Origin of the sequence: Galbibacter sp. PAP.153, assembly GCF_037029175.1 — a bacterium.
GTDB classification, from domain to species: domain Bacteria; phylum Bacteroidota; class Bacteroidia; order Flavobacteriales; family Flavobacteriaceae; genus Galbibacter; species Galbibacter pacificus.
On the sequence record NZ_JAZEUN010000013.1, the window covers coordinates 65,720 to 89,124 of the forward strand.

Genomic DNA, 23,405 nt, shown 5'->3' on the forward strand with positions numbered 1-23,405 from the left:
GCGAAATTAGAATATTTTATCTTTGAAAAAAAATGATCGTATGCTTATTCAGGAAGTAATAAATGGAATAGAAGAACTAGCGCCCTTGCCGTATGCCGAAGATTTTGACAATGTAGGTCTGCTTGTAGGCGATAAAAACAACGAAGCAAGCGGTGTGCTAGTTTGCTTGGATACGTTGGAGGAAGTTATAGACGAAGCTATTGAAAAAAACTGCAACCTTATTGTAAGTTTTCACCCGATTATTTTTAGCGGACTTAAAAAAATTACAGGAAAAAACTATGTCGAGCGCGTCGTGCATAAAGCAATAAAAAACGACATTGCCATTTACGCCATACATACCGCCCTAGACAATAGCTTTGTGGGTGTAAATGCCAAAATATGCGAGGTTTTGGGACTCAAGAACAAACAAGTGCTCATCCCCCAAAAACATACCATAAAAAAGCTACTTACTTTTGTGCCTACCAAAGAAGCCAACAAAGTAAGGGAAGCCTTGTTTGATGCCGGAGGCGGTTCTATTGGTAATTATGACCATTGCAGTTTTAACGTTGAAGGAAAAGGCAGCTTTAAAGGAAACGAAAATTCCAGCCCAATTGTTGGTGAAAAAGGAAAAACACATTACGAAGAAGAAACGCAAATTGGAATTACCTTCCCCAAACATGCAGAGGCTAAAATATTAAAGGCCTTGTTCAACAATCATCCATATGAAGAGGTTGCCTTTGAAATAACAACGCTGGAAAACTCCAATCAGCATATCGGTATTGGCATGATCGGAGAGCTGGAAACCCCTCAAAATCCGGCAGATTTTCTTAAATTCGTAAAAGAACACATGCAAACCGAATGCATAAGACATTCTAAACTAATTGACAAAAAAATAAAAAAAGTAGCGGTATTGGGCGGCAGCGGTGCATTTGGCATTTCCAGCGCCATTGCTTCCGGAGCAGACATCTATATTACCGGCGATGTGAAATATCACGACTTTTATAAAGCTGAAAACAAGATGATTATAGCAGATATAGGCCACTATGAAACAGAACAGTTCACAAAAAGTCTTTTAGTTGAGTATCTTACAAAAAAATTCACTAATTTTGCAGTCGTTTTATCAGTTTGTAATACAAATCCCGTCAAGTATTTATAAAGAAATATGGCAAAGAAAACAGAAGCAACAGTAGAAGAAAAATTAAGAACCTTATACGATTTGCAACTTATCGATTCACGTATCGATGAGATTAGAAATGTTCGTGGGGAATTACCTTTGGAGGTAGAAGATCTTGAAGATGAAGTTGAAGGTTTAAAAACACGTTTGGAGAAACTCAACGGGAACCTTGAAGAAATAACCCATGAGATTTCTAACAAAAAGAACCTCATTGAAGAAGCAAAAGTCTCTATCAAAAAATACACCGAGCAACAAAAAAACGTTCGAAACAACAGGGAATTCAATTCGCTTTCCAAAGAAATTGAATTTCAGGAATTAGAAATCGAACTGGCCGAAAAACATATAAAAGAATTCAAGGTCCAGATTGAGCAAAAGAAAGAGGTTATTTCTCAAACAAAAGAGCGTTTAAGCGAAAGGGAAAATCACCTAAAGCACAAAAAAGGAGAGCTTGACGACATTTTAAAAGAAACTGAAAAAGAAGAGAAAGCCCTCATGAACATGAGCATTGAGCATGAAGAGCTTATCGAGGAAAGATTGCTTGGAGCCTACAAAAGAATAAGAAGCAGCGTTAAAAACGGCTTGGCCGTAGTTGCCATTGAGCGTGGTGCCTCTGGAGGGTCTTTCTTTACCATTCCACCACAGGTGCAAATGGAAATAGCCTCTCGTAAAAAAATTATTACCGATGAGCATAGCGGTAGAATTCTTGTAGACCCTACTTTAGCAGAAGAAGAAAAACAAAAAATGGAAGATATATTTGCTTCCGTTTAATGCTTTAAACAAAATATTTATCACGGCCCCGCAAAATTGCGGGGCTTTTTCGTTATTTTTATCTTCCTTTCATACAACTCATTGCTTTGCCAAGAAAATTAGCATCCATAAAAGACCAAAAAAAAGAAAAAACATCTGTTAAAGATTCTTTTGCCGCTTTTAAGTACATTCCGCGTTTTTCATCAGAAATATGGAAAACCCACAAAACAATGTACCTCATCAATACATTGGCCAGACTCATAAATGCGTTTGCACCCATAGCACTATTATGGGTTGGAAAATTAATTATTGATGAAATCATAACGCAAATAAATGCTTCTGGAAAAGATTTTTCACTTTTATGGAAATACGTGGCCTTAGAACTTTCCCTAGCTTTAATTTCAGACCTTATCAGTCGCTTAATCACCCTTACCGACAGCCTTCTCGGAGATTTATACGCCAACAAATCATCGGTAAGCATTATAAAAAAGACCAACGAAATAGGGATTGACCAGTTGGAGGACCCCGATTTTTACGACAAACTGGAGCGGGCCCGTACACAAACAACCAGCCGTGTTAATTTAATGTCGAACATACTTAGCCAAGTACAAAGCGTTATCAGCATGGTGTCCCTTATTGCAGGGCTTATCTATTTTGAACCTGTCCTTATCTTAATCTTGATTTTAAGTATCATCCCTTCATTTATAAATGAAATAAAATTTAGCTCTCAAAGCTATTCCCTGGCCAGAAGCTGGACGTCCGAACGCCGGGAACTGGATTATCTACGTTTTGTAGGGGCAAATGATAAAACCGCGAAAGAAATCAAGCTTTTTGGGCTTACCAATTATATTGCCGACCGTTTTAAGGCACTCTCTGATGAATACTACCAACTCAACAAAAAACTGGCAATAAAAAGAAGTACTTATGGCGCCGTTTTTAATTTATTGGGAGTCCTGTCGTATTACGCCGCCTATATTTTAATTATTTACCGCGTACTTACGGGCGTAATCACCATTGGGGAACTTACGTTTTTAAGCGGCTCTTTCAACAGGTTAAGGAACAACTTGCAAGGCTTTTTTTCGCGCTTTACAAACATAGCCCAAAGCGCATTGTATTTAAAGGATTATTTTGATTTTATTGATTTGGATGTTGAAAAAGATCATTCAAAAGAAGTTCCGATCCCAAGTGAAATTACCGAAGGTTTTTTTATAGACAATGTTGCCTTTAGCTATCCGGGCAGTAACGAAAGGGTGCTTTCTGGGGTTTCGTTTACATTGAAATCCGGTGAAAAAATGGCTTTTGTTGGACAAAATGGTGCTGGAAAAACCACCTTGATAAAACTTATTTTAAGATTCTACGAGCCTACTTCGGGAACCATATACCTCGATGGGACCGACATTAGAAAGTTCAACAAAGACGAATATCAAAAAATGTTCGGTGTAATCTTTCAGGATTTTTTCAGGTACGAGTTTACCGTTCAGGAAAACATTGCCGTTGGCAAAATAGACGAAATAGAAAACATGGGCCGTATTGAAAATGCGGCAGAACTAAGCTTGGCATCCGAAGTGGTAAAAGAACTGGACAAAGGCTATAAACAACAATTGGGAAAACGCTTTAATAAAGGGCAGGAACTTTCGGGCGGGCAATGGCAAAAAATTGCACTGGCAAGAGCCTATATGAAAGATGCAGCTATTCTTATTCTGGACGAACCGACATCTGCCCTGGACGCAAAAGCCGAATTTGAGGTTTTTGAAAGGTTTATGGGACTTACCAAAGGAAAAACAAGCATTATAATTTCACACAGGTTTAGTACCGTAAGAATGGCCGATAGGATTCTGGTATTAAAAGATGGAAAAATCCTTGAAATAGGAACGCATGAGACATTAATGAAGAATAAAAATTTGTATGCCGAGCTATTTTCATTACAAGCAGCTGGGTATCAATAAAAACTTAATCTTTTTTTGCAGAGGTTAAGGTAACTGCCTTTCCTAAATAAGCCTCATTATCGATGTTTTTTATAATGAAATGGGCTACATCTTGTCTTGAAACCCTGTCGGTTGGCAACCTTCCTTTTTCCAGAACAATATAGCCTCCATTAGAACTTTCATCCTTTAATCCCGTTGGCCGCACAATAGTATATGGCAAGGAGCTCTCTTTTAAGTAATTTTCTTGATTGGTATGGTCTGCTATATGTCCTTTTAGAATAGTTTTTACAAAGGCCTTACTAAAAAAGCCCAACTGGTCCATGCTTTCATTGGTCCCTACGGAGCTCACTATCCACAATCGGGTTGGGGCATTTCTGTTTTCAAGGGCCGTTATCACGTTTTTTGTACTGTCTCCCCGTACATTCGAGCATTTTAGGGTATCGGCACCAATGGCAATTACCACACTGTCAAAATTATTATTGTTAATAAGGTTGTGTACAGCAGTTGCGTCCAGTGCGTCTCCTTGCACAACCTTGACCCCGGTTTGTGGCCGATCCAGTTTTTCTGGAGACCTTACAAAAGCTGTTACACGGTGTCCTTCGTTGAGTGCCATTCTAACTATGTGGCGTCCTGTCCTTCCAGTGGCACCTATAACGAGAATTTCCATAAAATACTTATATTTTTCATTTTGGGTTATTTATAAAGTTATGGAAAATAACGAAGTGATAGTTATTTTTTAGTGTGTTTTTAACTCTTATAACCTTATATTATTTCTTCAATAATAGATATTCCCGATGATTCATCGCCTGAAGTCCATTTCCACTTTTCATGTAGCCTAATTCTTCCGTCCTTCAATATTTCGGGTTCAGAGTTGCAGGTTCCGGTTTGCAAAACACCCTTGTTGTTTATTTGATGGTAGCGCATATCTATTTCTCCATTTTCATTTACCATACCAATTAAGTGCCCCGACACAATATTTCCTCCTGCGTAAGAAGCTGTTAAGATTTTGCCTTGCTGGACATACTTAAAAATTGTCTCATTTGAAGTTTCCCCATTTTCGGTATTCGAGACCGCTTTAAAGCTTTTTCCGTTATAATCAATCTTGTTCATTGCTTAGCTTTGTCAGGATGAAATTTTCTACTTTTTCACTATTCCATGTTTCTTCAATATTGTCAATCTGCATCACCTCATCCATAATTTTCTTTTGAAAATCTCCGACCTGGAGTGCTTCGGCATATGAGTTTTCAGAAAATGTAACCCTGCTATATAGAGGAATCCACTTACCGGGATATTTTTCAGAAAAGTGTTTCTCTATTTTTTTCCGAAGCAAAAAACGCTCATCGGCTGTTTTAGAGCTCATTTCCATAAAATTTCTGTAGCTCAATTCGGCAATCGCATCGGCATTTGGTTTTCGTGCCTGTTGGTATTCAGAAAAAATGGTCTGCCAATCGTCGGCATGTTGTTCCATTAAATCGTTCAATATGGTAATATCCTCAAAGCCTGCGTTCATTCCCTGTCCATAAAAAGGGACTATAGCATGTGCCGCATCTCCTATAAGTGCCACTTTATCTTCGTATATCCACGGAAAACATTTTATGGTAACCAAAGAACTTGTTGGGTTTTTAAAAAAGTCACGTATTAAATAAGGTATATCGTCTTTTACATCTTCAAAATGTTTGCTGAAGAATTTCTCGACCTTTGGTTCGGAATCCAGGTTTTTAAAAGAATTTACACCTTCGTATGGCATAAACAACGTGCAGGTGAAGCTTCCGTCGAGGTTTGGCAGCGCAATAAGCATGAAGTTACCCCTTGGCCATATGTGCAACGAATTTTTGTTAAGCTTATGCGACCCATCTTTATTGGCCGGTATACTTAATTCTTTATAGCCGGTATCAAGAAAATGCTGGCTATAATTAAACAAGCTCCGCCGTTGCATTTTATGCCTAATCCTTGAAAAGGCCCCATCTGCACCAAATACCAAATCGTACTGGTGCGGTGTCCATTCTTCTTTTTCGTTATCCCCGGTATAAATAATGGCTTCGGGCAGGGAAACATCCCAAACTTTTGAGTTAAAAATAAAATTTACCCCTTCGGTCTCGGCCAAATCGATCATTTTTTTATTAAGTATCCCCCTTGAAATAGAATAAATGGCCTCGCCTTCTTTTCCGTAATATTGAAAATATGCTGGTTTGCCCGGTACATGAATGGCGCGTTTGTCCATTGGAGTTGCTATTTCCCTTATTGGCTTGTCCATCCCGATTATTTCTAAAGCCTTCCAGCCGCGTTTGGACATTGCCAGGTTTATAGACCTTCCCGAAAAATTCATGGTGCGGATATCCTGCCGCCTATCATAGACGTCCACCTGATGGCCTCTTTTTTTTAGGTAAATAGCTAATAAACTTCCTACGAGCCCGCTGCCCGTTATAGCGATTTTTTTTGGCGTTTGCATGAGAAGATAAAATATAAAAAGTCCCGCTTATGCGGGATGCATCACAAAGTTAACAATTTCTTGCATTTATTGAGCAATAGTACCGTTTTAGTATTCTTTAGCCATTTTTTGTTTTAAAAACCAACTTCGTTTTCCTTTAAACCAATCCATGATTTTATTAAAAAAGTAAGTACGCCCATATATGAAACAAATTGAAAGTAAACATATTAGGAAAATTTTGTATATTATATGAAAAATAAAATATAACATTATGAGCGAAAACAAATTGGATAGAATGAGGAAGATCCTTTCTAAATTAGAAGATATCAAGAATACTCAAGAAAGCAGTATTGACAAAATCAATCATGTAATTACCGATCTTTTTCAGCATCCCGATGCCAAATTAGAAAAAGTAATGGAAGATGCCCACCAAAGGGCCTCTGACAATGTAGATATGGTAAGGGAAGCAATTAATGAATATCAAGAACGCGTTAACAAGTTAACCCCGGAAGCGTAATAATTTAAAAGGTCACCAAAAAGGTGGCTTTTTTTTTCAGGTTCATAAAGGCTATTTTGCTTAGGGAAAATCTAGCTTACATTAACTTTAATGTTTTTTTAACAAAGCCGTATAATCCGTATTAATATATACCCCGTATATATAACAAATACGATAAAAAAATACCGCTCCAAGCGTCTATATATATTTCAATGAACCCTTGCCAAAACAGCAAGGGTTTTTATTTTTAATATTGATATATAGGTGATTACAAGTTAAATACTGTTAAATCTCCTACATTTTTAGATACTTATTCCTACCTTAATAATATTAACTATCTTCTGGATTTATAATTACCGGAAGACCAAAAAATTTAATATTATGAGAGATATAATTTGGCTTATCGTTGTAATTCTAATAATAGGATGGCTAGTTGGCTATTTTGGATTTGGTGAAGCTGTTGGAAGTTTAATCCATATCTTGTTGGTTTTGGCCATTATTGGTATACTTTATCGGCTTGCTACTGGAAGAAGGCCATAAAATTTAAAAAAAATTACATTTTCGAAATCCAAAAGTAATTTTCCTTCGTATATAAAGTAATCATTACATAGTAGTAGGTATTAGTTTAGGGAAAAGCCTCTCGATTTTAAATTGGGAGGCTTTTTATTTTGAGCAGTTTTATGTGGAAAAAAAGCATTATAAATCATTCATTTTCATTAAAATATATTTTCATTTGCGTTAAAAATACTTCCATTAACAGATAAAAAAGTACGCTACAACAAAAATCACCCTCCATTTTTTAAAATATAATTACTTTTATAAAAAATTCTGATTACCCGTTGCTGGCCATAAAATAATGCCTAATATGAGGTTGAGCACAATCATTACTTGTAATTGATTATGGACAATCAGTTAAAAAATAAAGAAAGATGAAAAACATTAGCCTACTTATAATTTTATTTCTTCTTTTGGGAAGCTGTAAAAAGGAAACAAACAAAAACTTGAATCCGCTTGAAAAAATAGCATATGCCCATGGTTTTGAGAACTGGAACAAAGTAGATGAAATTAAATTTACTTTTAATGTAGACAGGGACACCGTACATTTTGAAAGAAGTTGGGAATGGAGGCCTAAAAAAAACGAAATCACACTTATAAAAAACGGTGAAGAACTGGATTTTAACCGGAGTCAGATTTTAAGCGATCAAGAATTGGCCGCCGATAAAAACTTCATCAACGATGTATATTGGTTGCTTGCCCCTTATAAATTAATTTGGGACGACGGAATTGAATATAAAGACCCCATTCTTTCCCAAGCCCCCATTAGCAAGGATTCTTTGCAAAAAGTTACTATTGTTTATAGCTCCGAAGGCGGTTATACCCCCGGCGATGCTTATGATTTCTATATAGACAAAGATAATATGGTAAAAGAATGGGTCTACAGGGAAAACAACGACCCAACCAATTGCATGATAACGACCTGGGAAGACTACAAAGATATTGAAGGCTTAAAAATAGCAACGATGCACCAAAACGAAAACGGTGTCTTTAAACTTTATTTTACCAATGTAAGCGTAAAAACTTCAGAAGATTAATATTTTATTGATGCCTCAAAATCGAAGCTATAACAAATACAATTATGGCAGCAAGCAACAATGCCATAAAACTAAGTTTTAAAGAGGCAATATCAGCCAAAAAACCCAGCAAAACAGGGCCGGTTAAAAACCCAACATAGCCTGTTCCTGCAATAAAAGAAATTCCTTTTGATGTTTCTACACCTTCTACTTTTCCACCAAGCCGGAACAGCTCTGGAATAATTACCGAAAATCCCAGTCCGACAAGACCAAAGCCAGCCAAGGCAACAAATGTGTATGCCGTAAGTATTAAAATATACCCCATTGCCCCCAAAAGAGCACCGGCAATTATTATTTTTAATGCCCCAAACTTGCTTGCAATATAATCTCCAAGAAACCTTCCTGTGGTCATCGTTGCAGAAAAAATGGTATAGCCAAGCCCAATAAGGACCGTAGAACTTGTCATAGTTATATTTTTTAAGTACAGGCCGCTCCAATCTGCAATGGCCCCTTCGCTCCCCATAATTAAAAACCCAATTAAACTCAGGCCAAGCAATGGTTTTAAGTACTTAAAATCCATTACTTCCTTCCCCCTTTTTGTCCCTTTTATATGTATATAATTTTTAACCAGCACTATGTTCGATATCAACACGAACAAAGAAACATAGCACATATGAAGCAACGGGCTCTCTATAAATAATTTTAAATAGCTTCCAACGCCCGCACCTATAACACCGCCCAAACTAAAAAATCCATGGGAAGCCGACATAAAACTTGCTCTATCTTCCCTTTCGATTTCAGAGACCAGTGTATTCATTGCTACATCTGTAAACCCCGATGTTGCGCCCACTATAAACAGGCTAAAGGCCAATAAAAAATATGAAGTAGCCATAAATGGCAGTAAAAAAGCAATGGCATAGCCAATAATTGCCACAATGGTAGCTTTTCCCAGACCAAGTTTTTTAATAATTACTGAGGTAAAAGGTATAAATACCAATGTCCCGAAGGCAAAAAAGAACAATGCAATGCCCAATTGCCCTTCTGTTATTTGTAGGTTTTCCTTTACCTGCGGAATGTATATGGCCCATGTACCAAAAAGAATGTTCAGGGAGGCAAAAACCCAGGCGGCGGAAAAATATTTTTGATTGTTAAATATTAAACGTAAAGAATACATACCCAATTAAAATGGTTAGATTAACAACAATCTTTCTGTACTTTCGTCAGCCTGTTTAAATGTAAGAAAAGCCCTCATCATACGTCTAAGTACCTAATAAAAATAAGAAAAAAACATGAAAAAGATTATACACAAATCCAATACCCGCGGACATGCCAACCACGGTTGGTTAAACAGTTACCATACGTTTAGTTTTGCAAACTATTACGACCCACAACGAATGAATTTTGGTGTCTTAAGAGTTTTAAACGACGATACCGTTGCCCCGGGCATGGGCTTTGGAAAACACCCCCACGACAATATGGAAATTATCTCCATCCCGCTTTCCGGGGATTTAGAACATGAAGATAGCATGGGAAACAAAAAGGTTATAAAAGAAGGCGACATCCAATCGATGACGGCAGGAACCGGGGTTGTACACAGCGAATACAACAGAAACAAAGATAAAGAGGTGAAATTCTTGCAAATCTGGGTTATGCCCAAAAAGCGCAATGTAACACCTCGATACGACCAAATAAGTTTGCAGCTAAAAGACAGAAAGAACAAGTTGCAACAAATAGTTTCCCCAGATATGGATGATGAAGGCGTTAGCATTAATCAGGACGCGTGGTTCAACATCACTGAAATGGATGCAAAAAAATCGCTAACATACCAGTTGCACCATGCTAAAAATGGACTGTACGCATTTGTACTGGCTGGCGATGTAACTATAAATGGTGAAAAATTAAACCAAAGAGACGGAATGGGCATCCGGGAAGCCTCAGAAATAGCCATTACCGCTGACACCAATGCCAAAGTACTTTTAATGGAAGTACCAATGGCCTAGGAAAAAAGAAAGTCTATACACCATTGTGTCGAGTTGGGTTTGTTGAAATTTTTCAAAATTGGAACTTCAACAAACCCGTCGGCATTTTTTTATCAATTTTCCAATATTCCTTTTTTAAGTATCTGTCCAAACTCGTACATTTCTTCAAAAGAAGTATAAAACGGTGCCGGTGCCAATCTAATTACATTGGGTTCCCGCCAATCGGTTATTACGCCGTTTTCCATTAAATAATCAAAAAGTGGTTTTCCCTGCCCATGAAGAAATACGGACAATTGGCAACCACGTTCGGGGGGAGTTATGATCTCGAACACATCGTTAATGCCAATTTCATCATCAATGGTTTTTAGTACAAACTCCAAATAGCTGGTAAGCAGGTCCCTTTTTGCTATTAATGCTTCCATACCGACCTCATCAAACAATGTCAATGATGCCAAATATGGAGCAAACGAAATTACCGGGGCATTGCTCACTTGCCATGCTTCGGCATTTGGCATGGGCTCAAATTCGGGTTCCATTAAAAAGCGCGTTTCTTTTTTGGTTCCCCACCAACCTTCAAAACGGGGGATGTCTTTTTTTCCGTGGTATTTTTTATTTACAAAAATACCCGAAACATTCCCCGGACCACTATTCATGTATTTATAGCTGCACCATGCGGCAAAATCTACGTCCCAATCGTGTAATTGCAAAGTTATGTTTCCAGCAGCATGCGCCAAGTCCCACCCAACAAAGGCCCCGGCTTTTTTTCCGGCCTTGGTTATGGTTTCCATGTCAAAGACCTGTCCGTTGTAATAATTAACCCCACCAATTAACACCAAAGCCAATTCATCCCCGGTACTTTCTATGGTTTTTAACACATCTTCGGTACGCCAAAAATTCTCACCTTCCCTCTTTTTTATTTCCACAATGGCATCTTTCGGGTCGAAACCGTGAAACCGCACCTGGCTGGCCAACATATATTGATCGGAAGGAAAAGCTTTTTCCTCACAGATTATTTTAAACCTCTTTTTAGTGGGCCTGTAAAACGATACCATTAAAAAATGAAGGTTTACCGTAAGCGTGTTCATTACGGTAACTTCTTCGGGCAATGCCCCCACCACCTTTGCCAATGGTCTGACCAGGTGCTCATGATAGTCCCACCATGGTTTTTCTGCTTTAAAATGCCCCTCTACCGCAAGTCCGGCCCAATCGTTCATGATTTCGTTTACATATTTTTGAGCACGCTTTGGTTGAAGCCCCAAAGAATTACCGGTAAAGTAAATTACTTTTTTACCATTGATTACGGGAAAGATAAATTCTTCTTTATAGGAAGTCAATCTGTCTTGGGCATCGAGCGACCTTGCAAATTCCCTTGTGTTTTTAAACTGCATAAAATTGAGGTTTAGGCAAAAATAGGGAGATATTTTTGAAGGAAGAAGTGCAGATTTGACGTTTTTATGGCTTTTATGAATTAACAAGCTTTCTATTACAAAGGGTGTAGAAGCTACTTATGTAAACGGGGCAGGCACTTAAATTATTTGCAGATGGAGATATTGCTAGATTTAAAAATCCTTATACATGACCTGCCGAAATTGAAACCAAACTTGTTTCTGCGTATATTTATTGCATAATAGCTTTTGCAATTTTCTGCAAATGCTTAAACCCGCAGGCGCTTCCTGCTAGCCCCGATTGCGTTAACTGCCCCATTTTTTGGCCACACCATAAAATGTGTAGTAACGAAAGCGGGCAAATACAAAGGCATAAATGCCCATATATTTGGGCTTCAAAATAAAAAAATAGTAATGAAAAGAATTTTAATCATTGTTTTTTCAATTATTTACGGGACCATAACGGGCCAAACATACTCGGAGGCCATTTTAATAGGAAAAGGGGAGCCGGAGCTGTTTGGTGAAGGAATTGGCCTGCAAAAAGATGCTTATAATGCTTTTTTAAAGATGAAAAAAGCTGCCGGAAAAAAAGGGATCGATATAAAAGTGGTGTCGGGATACCGTAGTTTTAACAGGCAAAAATCCATTTGGGAGCGTAAGTACAAAGCTTATACAAACGCTGGGCTTTTGCCGGAAGAAGCCATTGAAAAAATAGTTGAATATTCTACCATTCCGGGAACTTCCAGGCACCATTGGGGGACCGATGTGGATATTATAGACAGTGCGGTCCCGGCCGAAGGGGATGTGCTCGATGCAGGTAAATTTCATGGGAACGGCCCGTTTTGCAAATTAAAGGAATGGCTCGATGCACATGCCAACGACTTTGGGTTTTACCTGGTCTATACCGACGACCCCAAGCGAAAGGGATTTAAATATGAGCCTTGGCACTATAGCTACAAGGCAATTTCCAAGCCCATGCTCGTTGCATACAAAAAACTTGATATTATTGCTATTTTACGGGAAAATAAATTATTGGGGAGCGAATATTTAACCCCCGATTTTATGAACACTTATATCGAGGATAACATCATGGACATAAATCCTGAGTTGAAGGACTAATTTTTGTATTTTAGGATGTTGATTTAAACTGATTAAAACCATGTTAGGTAAAAACAGGGTCCGGCTTTTTATAGGGATTGCCATTGTGCTTTTTGCAATTATTAAATATTGCGCATCTTCTGAAACAAATCCTTATACCGGAAAGAAACAGCACATATCGCTATCACCTGAAGAAGAAATTGCCATTGGGTTGCAGAGTGCGCCACAAATGGCACAGCAGCACGGCGGGCTCCACCCGGAAAACAAATATCAACTGCTTGTCGATCAGGTTGGGGGAAAACTTGTTAAAAATAGTATTGCCGCCGAAACACCGTATCAGTTTGAATTTCATCTACTTGCCGATGAAAACGTAATTAATGCCTTTGCATTGCCCGGTGGACAAGTGTTTATAACCTATGCACTTTTTTCTCAATTACAAAACGAAGACCAATTGGCCGGGGTTTTGGGGCATGAAATTGGCCATGTTATAGGCAGGCACTCTGCCGACAGGATTTCTAAACAAGGACTAACACAAGGCTTGCTAAGCGGCGTTGCCGTAGGTAGCGATAGCCAGGCCACGACCCAAATGGCCGCAGTTATTGCCAATGTGGTCAATATGAAATATGGCAGGGATGACGAATTGGAAAGCGACGATTTAGGCGTTAAGTTTATGATTGAAAGTGGGTACAATCCCGAAGAAATGATCGGGGTCATGGAAATATTAAAGCAGGCCGCAGGGCCAAACAGGACTCCCGAGTTTCAAAGTACGCATCCCGACCCCGAAAACAGGATAGAAAAGATTGAAGAAGCAATAGACAAATATAAAACGTTGTAAAACTGCATTTTATCCAAAATTCCAGTAACTTATCGTTTCCTTGTATTTTTACTTTTTATGTTGTCAAAAAATAGATAGCTTTACGGATGTAAGGTAAAATTTACCCCCTAATTCTCTACTTTGTAATAATCTATTTAAAGCTAAACATTAATTTATTAATTAGTTTTAAATAATTTATTATGACAACATTTTTACTTCTTAAACAACTTTACACAAATTCTTTTGCCGATTTAAAAAATGAATATCTCGCCACTGTTTTAAAGGCACTTACATGGCTATGTGCATTTACCTTGGGAGTAGTTATTTATGCATTTTTTTATAGGCTGTTTACCGGTTTCCCGATATAAAACACTAAAAGATGTAACCATGGATTACAATAGTTTATGGTTAAATGTTCAATGTTTTTATACGGTTACCCTTAAAATGAAAAATCCCGCCTTTGCGGGATTTTTTTAGATCGCTAAATCAAATAAATTAAATTCTGAGATTTAAGAATTCAATGCTTTTTTAAGAACTGCAATAGCATCGGTTGCATTAGACAGTTCGGCATACTCCAGAGCGGTAAGCCCTTTTTTGGAGCATTTTGCCTTTAAATTGGCATCCTTGGCAATTAACAGTTCTAAAATATCGACACGGTTAAATTTAGCCGCATACATGGCGGGGGTCATCCCGTTGGATTTGGCATTTACATCGGCACCTAAATCGATTAGTTTTTTTACAGTCTCGTAATCTCCTTTAACAATAGACATGCAAAAAGGCGATACGTTTGGCGTAACTGCAATGGAAGAAACAAGGGTGTTTGTTTCAAAGTCTTTTTCGTTTTTTGATGTGTTTGCAAAAGTCACTCCAATTGTAAGGAGTAAGGCGGTAACAAATGCTAACTTTTTCATGAGAATAAATTTTACTGGTTATATTAGAAAGACGTCTTACCCAAAGGAATGTTTCAGTATTTTCTGTGCTTTAACGTATGTTTAACTTCTTTATATTAATTTTAACTATCCACCTGCCAGAATGTTATATTACTATTATTTTTCAATAATTTTTTTATATCAATTGTATAGGTCAACAAACCATTGTTTAGCTTTCCGTAAAAATATTTATAGTAGTATCTTTGAAGTAGACAAACAATAAGCACGAGATAATGAACAAAAAAGTAATATTGATGATCTTAGATGGTTGGGGCAAATCGCCGGACCCTAAAATATCAGCAATCGACAATGCAAACACCCCTTTTATAGATTCCCTATACATCAAATACCCCAATGCCAATCTCCGCACCGACGGAATGAACGTTGGCCTGCCCGACGGGCAAATGGGAAATAGCGAGGTTGGACACATGAACTTAGGCGCAGGGAGAATTGTATACCAAGACTTGGCCAAAATTAACATGGCCGTGGAAAACAACACCCTAGCCAACGAACCCGCACTAAAAAAAGCCTTTGAATATGCCAAGGAGAACCATAAAAAAGTACATTTTTTAGGATTGTTGAGTGATGGTGGCGTCCATTCGCACATAAATCATTTAAAAGGGCTGCTGGATGCAGGCAATAAATATGGCCTAAAAGATGTATATGTGCATGCCTTTACCGACGGGCGCGACGTAGATCCAAAAAGCGGCAAGGGATTTGTCGAGGAAATACAAAAACATTGTGCAAAAACAAATGCAAGGCTTGCATCGGTTATTGGTCGGTATTATGCAATGGATAGGGACAAACGTTGGGAACGGGTAAAACTCGCCTACGATTTATTAGTCAATGGCCAAGGAGCTCCTTATAAAAATGCTTTGGAAGCCATGCAAGAAAGCTATGACAATGGCATTACCGACGAATTTATAAAACCCATTGTCTTACAAGATGCAAACAACCATGCCATTGCAAAAATTGAAGAAGGCGATGTAGTAATCTTTTTTAATTTTAGGACAGACAGGGGCCGACAATTAACACAAGCTCTTTCGCAACAAGATTTCCATGAACAGAACATGCACAAACTGGATCTGTATTTTGTTACCATGACCAATTACGATGAAACCTTTAAGGGAGTCCATGTAATTTACAATAAAGATAACATCATAGATACGCTCGGAGAAACCGTTTCCAAAGCAGGGAAGAAACAAATTAGGATCGCCGAGACCGAAAAATACCCACATGTTACCTTTTTCTTTAATGGTGGGCGCGAAGAACCTTTTGTTAACGAAGAACGCTTGCTTTGCCCTTCCCCAAAAGTAGCAACATACGATTTAAAACCAGAAATGAGCGCTTATGATATTCGTGACAAAATTGTTCCCGAACTTGAAAAGGGTGAAGTTGATTTTGTTTGCCTGAATTTTGCCAATCCAGATATGGTTGGGCACACCGGAGTAATGAAAGCAGCCATTAAAGCATGTGAAACCGTAGATAAATGCGCCAACGACGTAATTACAACGGCCACAAAAAATGGCTATACCACCATAGTAATCGCCGACCATGGTAATTGCGACACTATGGTAAATCCAGACGGCAGCCCGAACACAGCGCATACCACAAACCCGGTACCCATTATTTTGGTTGACAATGACATAAAAAAAATAGAAGATGGCGTTCTTGGAGACATCGCCCCTACAATTCTAAAACTTATGGGAATACAACAACCTGAGGCAATGACCAGGCATTCTCTAGTGTAAAGAACTGAAAAACCATTATATAAAAGCGATCGATAAATTTAATTTGACGGTCGCTTTTTTCTTTGTACTTTGTTAGCATAAATTTTTTTTATGATAAGGTACGTACTCATTTCGTTTATATTCTTGTTTGGCATTTCCTGTGCCGATAAAACCAAAAAAAGCTCAAAGGACACTGCAACGACCCAGGCCGTTGAAAATAGTGTTTCCGATGTTGACCAAAACAGCACCGAAACTCAAGAAAAAATACTATTGGGCATACAATCAAGGGAAGCACTTGAAGAAGCCCCTTATAAAGAATGGTTTGATGAAAATTACAACGATTATAAAGTTGATAAAGAAACACTTGAAGCCATAAAGCCCCTTCTAGAAGGCATGAACATTAAAATTTTTATGGGAACATGGTGCAGCGACAGCCAACACCAAGTCCCTGTATTTTTTAATATTATGGACAAGGCAGGATATTCTTATGATGATTTTACGCTCATTACCATGTCGAGGGATAAAACAACCCCGGCCAACTTAGAAAAAGGACTTAACATTATTAATGTTCCCACCATTATTTTTTATAAGGACGGAAAAGAAATGAACAGGATTGTAGAATACCCCATCCATACAATGGAAGAAGACATGCTACAAATTCTACAGGGCAAAGATTATAAAAACCCCTATGCAGAATGATGTGCATTTATAAAAACTTTTTCTTTTTTGGAAATAAACTTCACTATATTTGTACAGACTTTTTAGTCGACTAAAGGGAAGAAAAAAATATGTTTTTATTTATTAGTGGAGCAGAAATTGTATTCATCCTATTTTTAGTAGTGATGATTTTTGGAGCAGACAAGCTTCCTGACATTGCCAGAGAGCTGGGAAAAGGAATGCGTCAACTTAAGGACGCAACCAATGAGGTAAAGTCCGAAATCCAGAAAAGTGCAGAAAAAAACGGGCTGGACAAAGACGTCACCAAGGGGATAAGTGAAGAAATAGGCAAGGTACGCGACGATATTGAAGATTTTACAGGGTCTGTAAAACGTAAACTTTAATGCTCGACAAACTCCTGGAATACGACCGGGAACTCCTCATTTTTCTTAATAACCTCGGTATTGAGGACTATGATTATTTTTGGCAAACAATTACACAGCCCATTGTTTGGATTCCTCTTTATATATTTATCCTGATATTAGTTTTTAAGACTTACCAAAAAGAGCCCTTAAGAAAAAGTATCCTGTTAACATTGGCCGTTGTACTTACTACAAGTTTAATAACATCTTTGGTAAAGGCTATAATTGCCAGAACCAGGCCCAGTGGCAATAGTGACCTGACCGAATTGATACGCGTTATTATAGAACCAAATTCATATAGCTTTTTTTCCGGCCATGCGGCCAATTCTTTTGCGTTAACTACATTTATCGTACTTATATTAAGGAATAAATATCAATGGATATACATTTTGTACATATGGCCGGTCTTTTTTTCATTTAGCAGGATTTATGTAGGCGTTCATTATCCGTCAGACATATTGGTCGGGGCACTCGTTGGCACTTTAATTGCCCTGTTCTTTTATCAAATCCATAAAAAATGGATTCCTAAATAACACGGCTTAATGTTAAGCCATCCCGAATAGGAAGTAAAACCGTTTCTACACGCGGGTCTTCTTTTAATTTTTTATTATATGTCAGCAAAGCCTTGGTGTTTTTGTCGTTTGCCTTTACTTTTTCAACAACTTTTCCGCTCCATAATACATTATCTGATAGAATAATTCCACCCGGGTTCATTTTATCGATAATCAAATCGAAATAATTAGCATAGTTGACTTTATCAGCATCAATAAAAACTAAATCGAATTTCTTGTGCAGCGAAGGAATAATATCCATGGCATTTCCAGTATGCTGAATAATTTTATCGCCAAACCCACTTTTATCAAAATAACGCCGCTGTAACTCAAACAATTCCTCGTTTACGTCTATGGTATGCAAAACACCTTCCTTATCTAGCCCTTCCGCAAGGCAAATGGCAGAATAGCCCGTATAAGTCCCTATTTCTAATATTGTTTTGGGGCTTTTCATTTTAGAAAGCACACTTAATACACGTCCCTGAAAATGGCCGCTCAGCATTCTTGGCTGTAAAACCTTCAAATGTGTTTCCCTGGAAAGTTCCCGTAAAAGCTCAGGCTCATCTTCAGAGTGTTGTTCTATGTAATTTTCTACTGTTTCTGATAAAAAATGCATGGTTTTTTATGTTAAATTGAAAATTATGATTGTTAATTTAAGAGTCTCGGTTTTATATCAATGTTTTATACATTAAATAATGGGGACCAATACCCGCCACCATAAAAGCACCGCCATGTACTTGATAGCCTATCTTTTTATAAAAACCAACAGCTATTTCCCGGGCGTTCAGCCATATTAAATCTCCATTGTGCTTTTTTACAAGCTCTTCCCCTTTCTTTACCATTAAATCTCCCAATCCCTTTTTTTGATGATTTTGCAGCACTGCCATTCCGCGAAGTTGATAGGGATTTACTGCTTTAAACTCCTCTTTGCCTTTTTGCATGAAAGTAACTGTTCCTATCGGCTCATTTTCCAAAACGCAACCAACATGAAACGTATCTTTTAAATCATCTTCAGGAAAGATGGCTGTTTCAAATGGTTTTCCTTCCCTTAAAACGGGATGCCTTACTTTATGTGCCTCCGCTGAAGTAATTACCTTTATTTCGTTCATTTTTTTCTAGTTAAACCAAAACGTCGCGAAATTCGGCATGTTTTTTAAACTGTGCATTTGCGAACGGACATAACGGAAGTATTTTTATATTGTTCTCCCTGGCATATGCTACCGAAGTTTCCACCAGTTTCAATCCAACCCCCATGCCCCGCAAAGAATCGTCAACATCTGTATGGTCTATTATTATTTTGTCTGAACCTGCCACCGAATACGTCATTTCGGCCAATGTTTTGCCATTGTCTTCTACATAAAACCTTCCTTTGCTTGCAGATGCTTCATGTTGTATGTTGAATTTCATATTTTTCACTTTTAAAGAGTCATAAAGATACGGTAATTTAAAATGTTCGTTCGCACATGTCTTCAAAATAAAATCGCCAAAAAATATTTGGAAAGAAATTAAGAGTTTTTTTATATTTGCCCTCACAACCCGTAAACACGGGAGTAGCCCCGCCATTACAAAAAGTAGTTTCGGGCAAGTCAGTTGGTATTTGCTCGCGCCAAACAAAATGTTCGATTAAAGGAGCGTATTGGACACTAAAAAGAATAAACGAGTTGTTTTATTACAACCAATAAATAAATTTTATGCGGGAGTAGCTCAGTTGGTAGAGCGTCAGCCTTCCAAGCTGAATGTCGCGAGTTCGAACCTCGTCTCCCGCTCTAAAAGCCTAACCTAATGTTGGGCTTTTTTTATGGGAAATATGTACCTTTAAATAGAAATGGAAAAAGAACTGACCAGAATAAACAAGTATTTAAGCGAAGTGGGTTACTGCTCCCGAAGGGCGGCCGATAAACTTATCCAGCAAAAACGGGTAACCGTTAACGGGACTATCCCCGAGATGGGCACCAAAGTGAGTGCCGACGATGAAATTCGGGTTGACGGAAAGTTGATTGCAGCACCAAAAAACGATTTTGTTTATTTGGCGTTCAACAAACCCGTGGGCATTGTTTGTACTACAGATACCAGGGTGGAAAAAGACAACATTATTGATTTTATAAACTACCCAAAACGCATTTTCCCTATCGGTAGACTGGACAAGCCCAGTGAAGGACTTATATTTTTGACCAATGACGGGGATATTGTTAATAAAATCCTGCGATCTCGAAACAAACACGAAAAAGAATATATCGTCTCGGTCGACAAACCCATTACCGATAATTTTATAAAACGCATGGGTAACGGCATCCCTATTTTAGATACCATAACCCGAAAATGTCACATTGAAAAGGTAGACACGCGAACCTTTAAAATTATTTTAACCCAAGGCCTAAACCGCCAAATTAGGCGTATGTGCGAATATTTGGGATATCATGTTGAAACATTAAAACGCATACGAATCATGAACGTTGCACTGGATGTTCCCGTGGGACAATGGCGCTATTTAACAAAGGCAGAACTAGAAGAAATTCAACAACTTTCAGCTTCTTCAAAAAAAACGCATAAAGATTAAAGCGTTAAGGTGTTTCCTAAATTTACCTCATAAGGCTCTTTTCCTTGCTCAAAAATCCGGGCAGGCAAATTTCCCCTTAAAACTATTTGTTCGCCATTAACTTCAAGCCAACTTCCTTCACGGAGCCCAACCACGGGCTGTGTATTTATTTTATGAAACTCTTTTATACGGGTTTCCCTTGTTTCCCCCATGTGCTTTGAGCCTTCAACCGGATCAAGATAATGCGGGTTTATGTTAAAGGGAACCGCACCCAATGTTTTAAAGCTCGGCGGGTAAATTATGGGCATGTCGTTGGTGGTTTGCATGGTCAACCCGGTAATATTGGCCCCGGCACTGGTGCCAAAATATTTCATGCCTTCAAAAATACGCTCCCTCAAAATGGGCATTATGCCGTATTCGTATAGTTGCGAAACCAATAAAAAAGTATTTCCGCCCCCTGTAAATACGGCCTTTGCGCTTCTCAATGCTTCAACCGGATCTTGATATGTATGGAGCCCGGTGACCTTCTTTCCTATTTGAGCAAAGCCATTTTGGGCAATTTTGGTATAATCGTCATGAGAAATTCCGCCAGGACGTGCAAAAGGGATAAAAATTATTTCATCCTCATTATCGAAAAACTTATTCAAATCACTTAAAATATAAGCTAAGTAGCTGCTTTCGTGAACGGTAGAAGTGCTTGCAATTATTAATTTTTTCATGCTATTCTGTTTCCATTTTTTTGTAAATTTATATAAAGTAACCAACTCTTTTAGCCCATATTTATTTAAGGTGCCGCAATTTTTTCGTTTTATTCACATAAAATAGGATTTAACAAAAGATTACCATCACTTTTCTTTTAAATTTCGGTAAGTTGTAATTTCTTTAATATTAGAAACTATTCCAATGCAAAAAAAAATATTCATATTATATCTTTTAATTATCGCCCCCTTTATTGCACATACACAAACTGATGGAACTTTAATAAGAGGGAAGGTGCTTTACCAAAATACCAGCGTACCCAATGAAAATGTTATCAACATTACTACCGAGCGCGCAACAATTACCAATAACGAAGGTGAATTTGAAATTATGGTAAATGTGGGCGACGAACTGGCTTTTGCCGCCATGAACTACCAATTAAAAACCGTAAAAATTACCGAGGCGATTATAGCAAACAAACGCATTGTGGTTGAAGTAAACGAAAAGGTAACCGAACTGGACGAAGTGGTAATTACCCCAGAAAACCGGGAAGCGTACATACAGCTTAAAAATGAAGAATTTAAACAGGTTGATTATAAAACCGATAAGGCTACCGATGTAACCAATTATGCAATTCCCGTGAGCCAAAGGGGAATGAAGGACGGGCTAAATTTTGTAAATATTTACAAGGCCTTGTTCAAGTCCAATAAAGAAAAAGGGGAAGAAATTGTGCTGATGCCCAGCCAAGTATTACGCCAGGTTTACGATGATGAATTTTTTGTGACCGATCTAAAAGTACCGCAAGACCAAATTGATGAGTTTCTATATTATGTAGACGACAAACTGCCATCTAAAACCTTGCTGAAAAAGAGCAATGAATTTGAACTTATTGATTTTTTGGTGGATCAAAGCAAAGAATTTAACGCATTAAAAGCCTCTGAAAACTAATTTACCAATATTAATTTTACTGTTGATCCCGGTTTACCTAAATGCCCAACTCCCTAGAAAGGAAATACATGGAAAAATTGTAGATAATGCTGTTGAAACCGAAGGCATTTACATTCTCAATAAAACCTCAAATGCTGCAACCATTACCAATCGGCAAGGGGAATTTAATATTCCGGTAAAACTCAATGATACATTGGTTTTTTCTGCGCTTCAATTCGAAGTAAAATTTGTGCACATAAACAATACCATTATCGACAATGGATATCTTGAAATTGCTTTAACAGAAAAGGTCAATGTCCTCGAACCCGTTTTTGTAACACCGTATAATTTGTCGGGAGATTTAAGCAAGGATATTCAGTACAACCGGGTAAAAACCCCCATAAACGCAGTTTCCCTTGGGTTGCCCAATGCAACGGTTAAACGCCCCGAATATTCACAACGCATGCTTATGAGTGCTTCTGGCGGCCCGTTAAGTCTTCTTATAAATACCCTCAACGGAAAAATAAAGAAAATCAAAAAACTTATCCGCCTTCAAAAAGAGGAAAAGAAAATTCAGGCAACCAAAGACCGGTTTGAAATCGAACTCTTTGTTGAAGGTTTAAAAATCCCCGAAGATTATATAGATCGTTTTATGTACTTTTGTGCTGCCGACCCATCCTTTAAGGATTTTCAAGACCAGAACACGCTAAGCATTTTAGAATACCTAAATGCCAAAAGTATCGATTTTAGAAAACTCAACGGATTGAAATAAAAAAACAGCCATGCATATTAAAAAACTTTTTAGAACGCCGTTATTGCTACTTTTTATTGTTTCGCTATTTGGTTTCAATAGCTTTCATAAATTCTATGTAAGCGTTACCGATGTAAATTATGCCGAAGAAGATCAGGCCATCCAAATGATATCCCGTTATTTTATAGACGATATTGAAAAACTTTTAAAAGAACGCTACGGCATAGAACCTAAATTAATGAGCGACAACGAATTAAAAAACGCAGACAATTATATTGAAAAGTACCTCCATGACAAGTTTGTGATACGTATCAACGGAAAAAAAACCGACTGGAATTATATTGGCAAGGAATACGATGTTGACGTAATGAAAGTTTACTTAGAGATTCCAGACGTTCATCCGGAAGGCCTAAAATACATTAGTGTTGAAAGCAAAGTTTTATATGATATATATCCGGAACAACAAAATGTCGTGCATATAAGCATAAAAAAACACAAAAAAAGTTTTATGCTGGTAAAAGAAAATGATAAAGCTATGTTAAAATTGTAACTTTAATTATAAATAGTGTTCAAATTATTTAATTTTCAAACCTAATTCATTCTAAAC

Annotated in this window: 28 protein-coding genes and 1 tRNA gene; 19 read left to right on the forward strand and 10 right to left on the reverse strand. The window is 37.7% G+C overall.

The features are described from left to right. The first annotated feature begins 40 nt into the window (after positions 1-40). The 3 genes from UXI14_RS09960 (at position 41) to UXI14_RS09970 (ending at position 3,846) form a co-directional block, all read left to right on the forward strand. Positions 41-1,135 (forward strand): Nif3-like dinuclear metal center hexameric protein, encoded by a 1,095-nt coding sequence (locus UXI14_RS09960; protein WP_335966011.1) that lies wholly within the window; start codon positions 41-43, stop codon positions 1,133-1,135. Positions 1,136-1,141: 6 nt separating this feature from the next. Next, entirely contained in the window at positions 1,142-1,921 is a 780-nt protein-coding gene (locus UXI14_RS09965) for a C4-type zinc ribbon domain-containing protein (RefSeq protein WP_277898062.1), read from the forward strand. Between the two features lie 86 nt (positions 1,922-2,007). Further along, complete coding sequence (locus UXI14_RS09970; RefSeq protein ID WP_335966012.1) at positions 2,008-3,846, forward strand: ABC transporter ATP-binding protein; 1,839 nt, start codon at positions 2,008-2,010, stop codon at positions 3,844-3,846. 4 nt (positions 3,847-3,850) lie between these two features. Here the strand turns inward: UXI14_RS09970 and UXI14_RS09975 are convergent, their stop codons facing one another. The 3 genes from UXI14_RS09975 to UXI14_RS09985 all read right to left on the reverse strand — a co-directional run bounded on the left by UXI14_RS09975 (position 3,851) and on the right by UXI14_RS09985 (position 6,274). Beyond that, a complete protein-coding gene (locus UXI14_RS09975) occupies positions 3,851-4,492 on the reverse strand; it encodes an NAD(P)H-binding protein (RefSeq protein ID WP_277898060.1) in 642 nt (213 codons plus the stop codon). 95 nt (positions 4,493-4,587) lie between these two features. Continuing rightward, on the reverse strand, positions 4,588-4,935 hold the full coding sequence (locus UXI14_RS09980) for a n-acetylglutamate synthase (RefSeq protein WP_335966013.1): 348 nt from the start codon (positions 4,933-4,935) through the stop codon (positions 4,588-4,590). Continuing rightward, the gene (locus UXI14_RS09985) at positions 4,922-6,274 is read right to left on the reverse strand and encodes an NAD(P)/FAD-dependent oxidoreductase (RefSeq protein WP_335966014.1); all 1,353 of its coding nucleotides are present in this window, start codon (positions 6,272-6,274) and stop codon (positions 4,922-4,924) included. Before UXI14_RS09985 ends, UXI14_RS09980 begins: the two co-directional genes overlap by 14 nt. A 250-nt stretch (positions 6,275-6,524) precedes the next feature. Here UXI14_RS09985 and UXI14_RS09990 point away from each other — a divergent pair, with 250 nt between their 5' ends. From UXI14_RS09990 to UXI14_RS10000, 3 genes are all read left to right on the forward strand, one after another. Further along, a complete protein-coding gene (locus tag UXI14_RS09990; protein WP_277898057.1) occupies positions 6,525-6,770 on the forward strand; it encodes a hypothetical protein in 246 nt (81 codons plus the stop codon). A gap of 360 nt (positions 6,771-7,130) precedes the next feature. Next, entirely contained in the window at positions 7,131-7,289 is a 159-nt protein-coding gene (locus UXI14_RS09995; RefSeq protein WP_008612219.1) for a lmo0937 family membrane protein, read from the forward strand. A gap of 389 nt (positions 7,290-7,678) precedes the next feature. Continuing rightward, the gene (locus UXI14_RS10000; RefSeq protein WP_277898056.1) at positions 7,679-8,341 is read left to right on the forward strand and encodes a hypothetical protein; all 663 of its coding nucleotides are present in this window, start codon (positions 7,679-7,681) and stop codon (positions 8,339-8,341) included. Positions 8,342-8,345: 4 nt separating this feature from the next. Here the strand turns inward: UXI14_RS10000 and UXI14_RS10005 are convergent, their stop codons facing one another. Beyond that, the gene (locus tag UXI14_RS10005; protein WP_335966016.1) at positions 8,346-9,494 is read right to left on the reverse strand and encodes an MFS transporter; all 1,149 of its coding nucleotides are present in this window, start codon (positions 9,492-9,494) and stop codon (positions 8,346-8,348) included. A 115-nt stretch (positions 9,495-9,609) separates the two neighbouring features. Between UXI14_RS10005 and UXI14_RS10010 the strand changes: the two genes are divergently transcribed. Beyond that, the gene (locus UXI14_RS10010) at positions 9,610-10,320 is read left to right on the forward strand and encodes a pirin family protein (protein ID WP_335966017.1); all 711 of its coding nucleotides are present in this window, start codon (positions 9,610-9,612) and stop codon (positions 10,318-10,320) included. Between the two features lie 92 nt (positions 10,321-10,412). Here the strand turns inward: UXI14_RS10010 and kynU are convergent, their stop codons facing one another. Then, positions 10,413-11,687 (reverse strand): kynureninase, encoded by a 1,275-nt coding sequence (gene kynU, locus UXI14_RS10015; protein ID WP_335966018.1) that lies wholly within the window; start codon positions 11,685-11,687, stop codon positions 10,413-10,415. Between the two features lie 411 nt (positions 11,688-12,098). Here kynU and UXI14_RS10020 point away from each other — a divergent pair, with 411 nt between their 5' ends. The 3 genes from UXI14_RS10020 to UXI14_RS10030 all read left to right on the forward strand — a co-directional run bounded on the left by UXI14_RS10020 (position 12,099) and on the right by UXI14_RS10030 (position 13,964). Further along, on the forward strand, positions 12,099-12,803 hold the full coding sequence (locus tag UXI14_RS10020) for a M15 family metallopeptidase (RefSeq protein ID WP_335966019.1): 705 nt from the start codon (positions 12,099-12,101) through the stop codon (positions 12,801-12,803). A 40-nt stretch (positions 12,804-12,843) separates the two neighbouring features. Then, on the forward strand, positions 12,844-13,617 hold the full coding sequence (locus UXI14_RS10025) for a M48 family metalloprotease (protein WP_335966020.1): 774 nt from the start codon (positions 12,844-12,846) through the stop codon (positions 13,615-13,617). A gap of 179 nt (positions 13,618-13,796) precedes the next feature. Next, entirely contained in the window at positions 13,797-13,964 is a 168-nt protein-coding gene (locus tag UXI14_RS10030) for a DUF6747 family protein (protein ID WP_335966021.1), read from the forward strand. A gap of 141 nt (positions 13,965-14,105) precedes the next feature. On the opposite strand, the gene UXI14_RS10035 is transcribed toward UXI14_RS10030, so the two are convergent. Continuing rightward, positions 14,106-14,507 carry an ankyrin repeat domain-containing protein gene (locus UXI14_RS10035; RefSeq protein ID WP_335966022.1) on the reverse strand — a complete coding sequence of 134 codons (402 nt, stop codon included), beginning with the start codon at positions 14,505-14,507 and terminating at the stop codon, positions 14,106-14,108. A gap of 251 nt (positions 14,508-14,758) precedes the next feature. Between UXI14_RS10035 and gpmI the strand changes: the two genes are divergently transcribed. The 4 genes from gpmI (at position 14,759) to UXI14_RS10055 (ending at position 17,867) form a co-directional block, all read left to right on the forward strand. Continuing rightward, a complete protein-coding gene (gene gpmI, locus UXI14_RS10040) occupies positions 14,759-16,276 on the forward strand; it encodes a 2,3-bisphosphoglycerate-independent phosphoglycerate mutase (protein WP_335966023.1) in 1,518 nt (505 codons plus the stop codon). Positions 16,277-16,366: 90 nt separating this feature from the next. Then, the gene (locus UXI14_RS10045) at positions 16,367-16,954 is read left to right on the forward strand and encodes a thioredoxin family protein (protein ID WP_335966024.1); all 588 of its coding nucleotides are present in this window, start codon (positions 16,367-16,369) and stop codon (positions 16,952-16,954) included. A gap of 89 nt (positions 16,955-17,043) precedes the next feature. Then, entirely contained in the window at positions 17,044-17,316 is a 273-nt protein-coding gene (locus UXI14_RS10050) for a twin-arginine translocase TatA/TatE family subunit (RefSeq protein ID WP_277898046.1), read from the forward strand. Then, complete coding sequence (locus UXI14_RS10055; protein ID WP_335966025.1) at positions 17,316-17,867, forward strand: phosphatase PAP2 family protein; 552 nt, start codon at positions 17,316-17,318, stop codon at positions 17,865-17,867. Before UXI14_RS10050 ends, UXI14_RS10055 begins: the two co-directional genes overlap by 1 nt. On the opposite strand, the gene UXI14_RS10060 is transcribed toward UXI14_RS10055, so the two are convergent. From UXI14_RS10060 to UXI14_RS10070, 3 genes are read right to left on the reverse strand one after another with little or no spacing between them, the layout of a single operon-like run. After that, positions 17,860-18,501: an O-methyltransferase gene (locus UXI14_RS10060; protein WP_335966026.1), complete on the reverse strand. Its 642-nt coding sequence runs from the start codon at positions 18,499-18,501 to the stop codon at positions 17,860-17,862. The two genes, UXI14_RS10055 and UXI14_RS10060, sit on opposite strands and share 8 nt — an antisense overlap. A gap of 52 nt (positions 18,502-18,553) precedes the next feature. Beyond that, complete coding sequence (locus UXI14_RS10065; RefSeq protein ID WP_335966027.1) at positions 18,554-18,994, reverse strand: GNAT family N-acetyltransferase; 441 nt, start codon at positions 18,992-18,994, stop codon at positions 18,554-18,556. 10 nt (positions 18,995-19,004) lie between these two features. Beyond that, positions 19,005-19,292, reverse strand: a complete 288-nt coding sequence (locus UXI14_RS10070) for a GNAT family N-acetyltransferase (RefSeq protein WP_335966028.1) — start codon at positions 19,290-19,292, stop codon at positions 19,005-19,007. Positions 19,293-19,578: 286 nt separating this feature from the next. Here UXI14_RS10070 and UXI14_RS10075 point away from each other — a divergent pair. Both UXI14_RS10075 and rluF read left to right on the forward strand, forming a co-directional pair. After that, a tRNA-Gly gene (locus UXI14_RS10075) sits at positions 19,579-19,651 on the forward strand. A gap of 59 nt (positions 19,652-19,710) precedes the next feature. Beyond that, on the forward strand, positions 19,711-20,442 hold the full coding sequence (rluF, locus tag UXI14_RS10080) for a 23S rRNA pseudouridine(2604) synthase RluF (protein WP_335966029.1): 732 nt from the start codon (positions 19,711-19,713) through the stop codon (positions 20,440-20,442). Here rluF and pepE read toward each other — a convergent pair. Beyond that, positions 20,439-21,140 carry a dipeptidase PepE gene (gene pepE, locus UXI14_RS10085; protein WP_335966030.1) on the reverse strand — a complete coding sequence of 234 codons (702 nt, stop codon included), beginning with the start codon at positions 21,138-21,140 and terminating at the stop codon, positions 20,439-20,441. The two genes, rluF and pepE, sit on opposite strands and share 4 nt — an antisense overlap. 184 nt (positions 21,141-21,324) lie before the next feature. On the opposite strand from pepE, the gene UXI14_RS10090 reads away from it, so the two are divergent. The 3 genes from UXI14_RS10090 to UXI14_RS10100 are packed head-to-tail and all read left to right on the forward strand — an operon-like array spanning position 21,325 to position 23,348. Next, positions 21,325-22,068: a carboxypeptidase-like regulatory domain-containing protein gene (locus UXI14_RS10090; RefSeq protein WP_277898039.1), complete on the forward strand. Its 744-nt coding sequence runs from the start codon at positions 21,325-21,327 to the stop codon at positions 22,066-22,068. Positions 22,069-22,090: 22 nt separating this feature from the next. Beyond that, positions 22,091-22,819, forward strand: coding sequence for a hypothetical protein (locus UXI14_RS10095; RefSeq protein WP_335966032.1), 729 nt, complete (start codon positions 22,091-22,093; stop codon positions 22,817-22,819). A gap of 10 nt (positions 22,820-22,829) precedes the next feature. Further along, positions 22,830-23,348, forward strand: a complete 519-nt coding sequence (locus UXI14_RS10100) for a DUF6702 family protein (protein WP_335966033.1) — start codon at positions 22,830-22,832, stop codon at positions 23,346-23,348. The last annotated feature ends 57 nt before the right edge of the window (positions 23,349-23,405 follow it).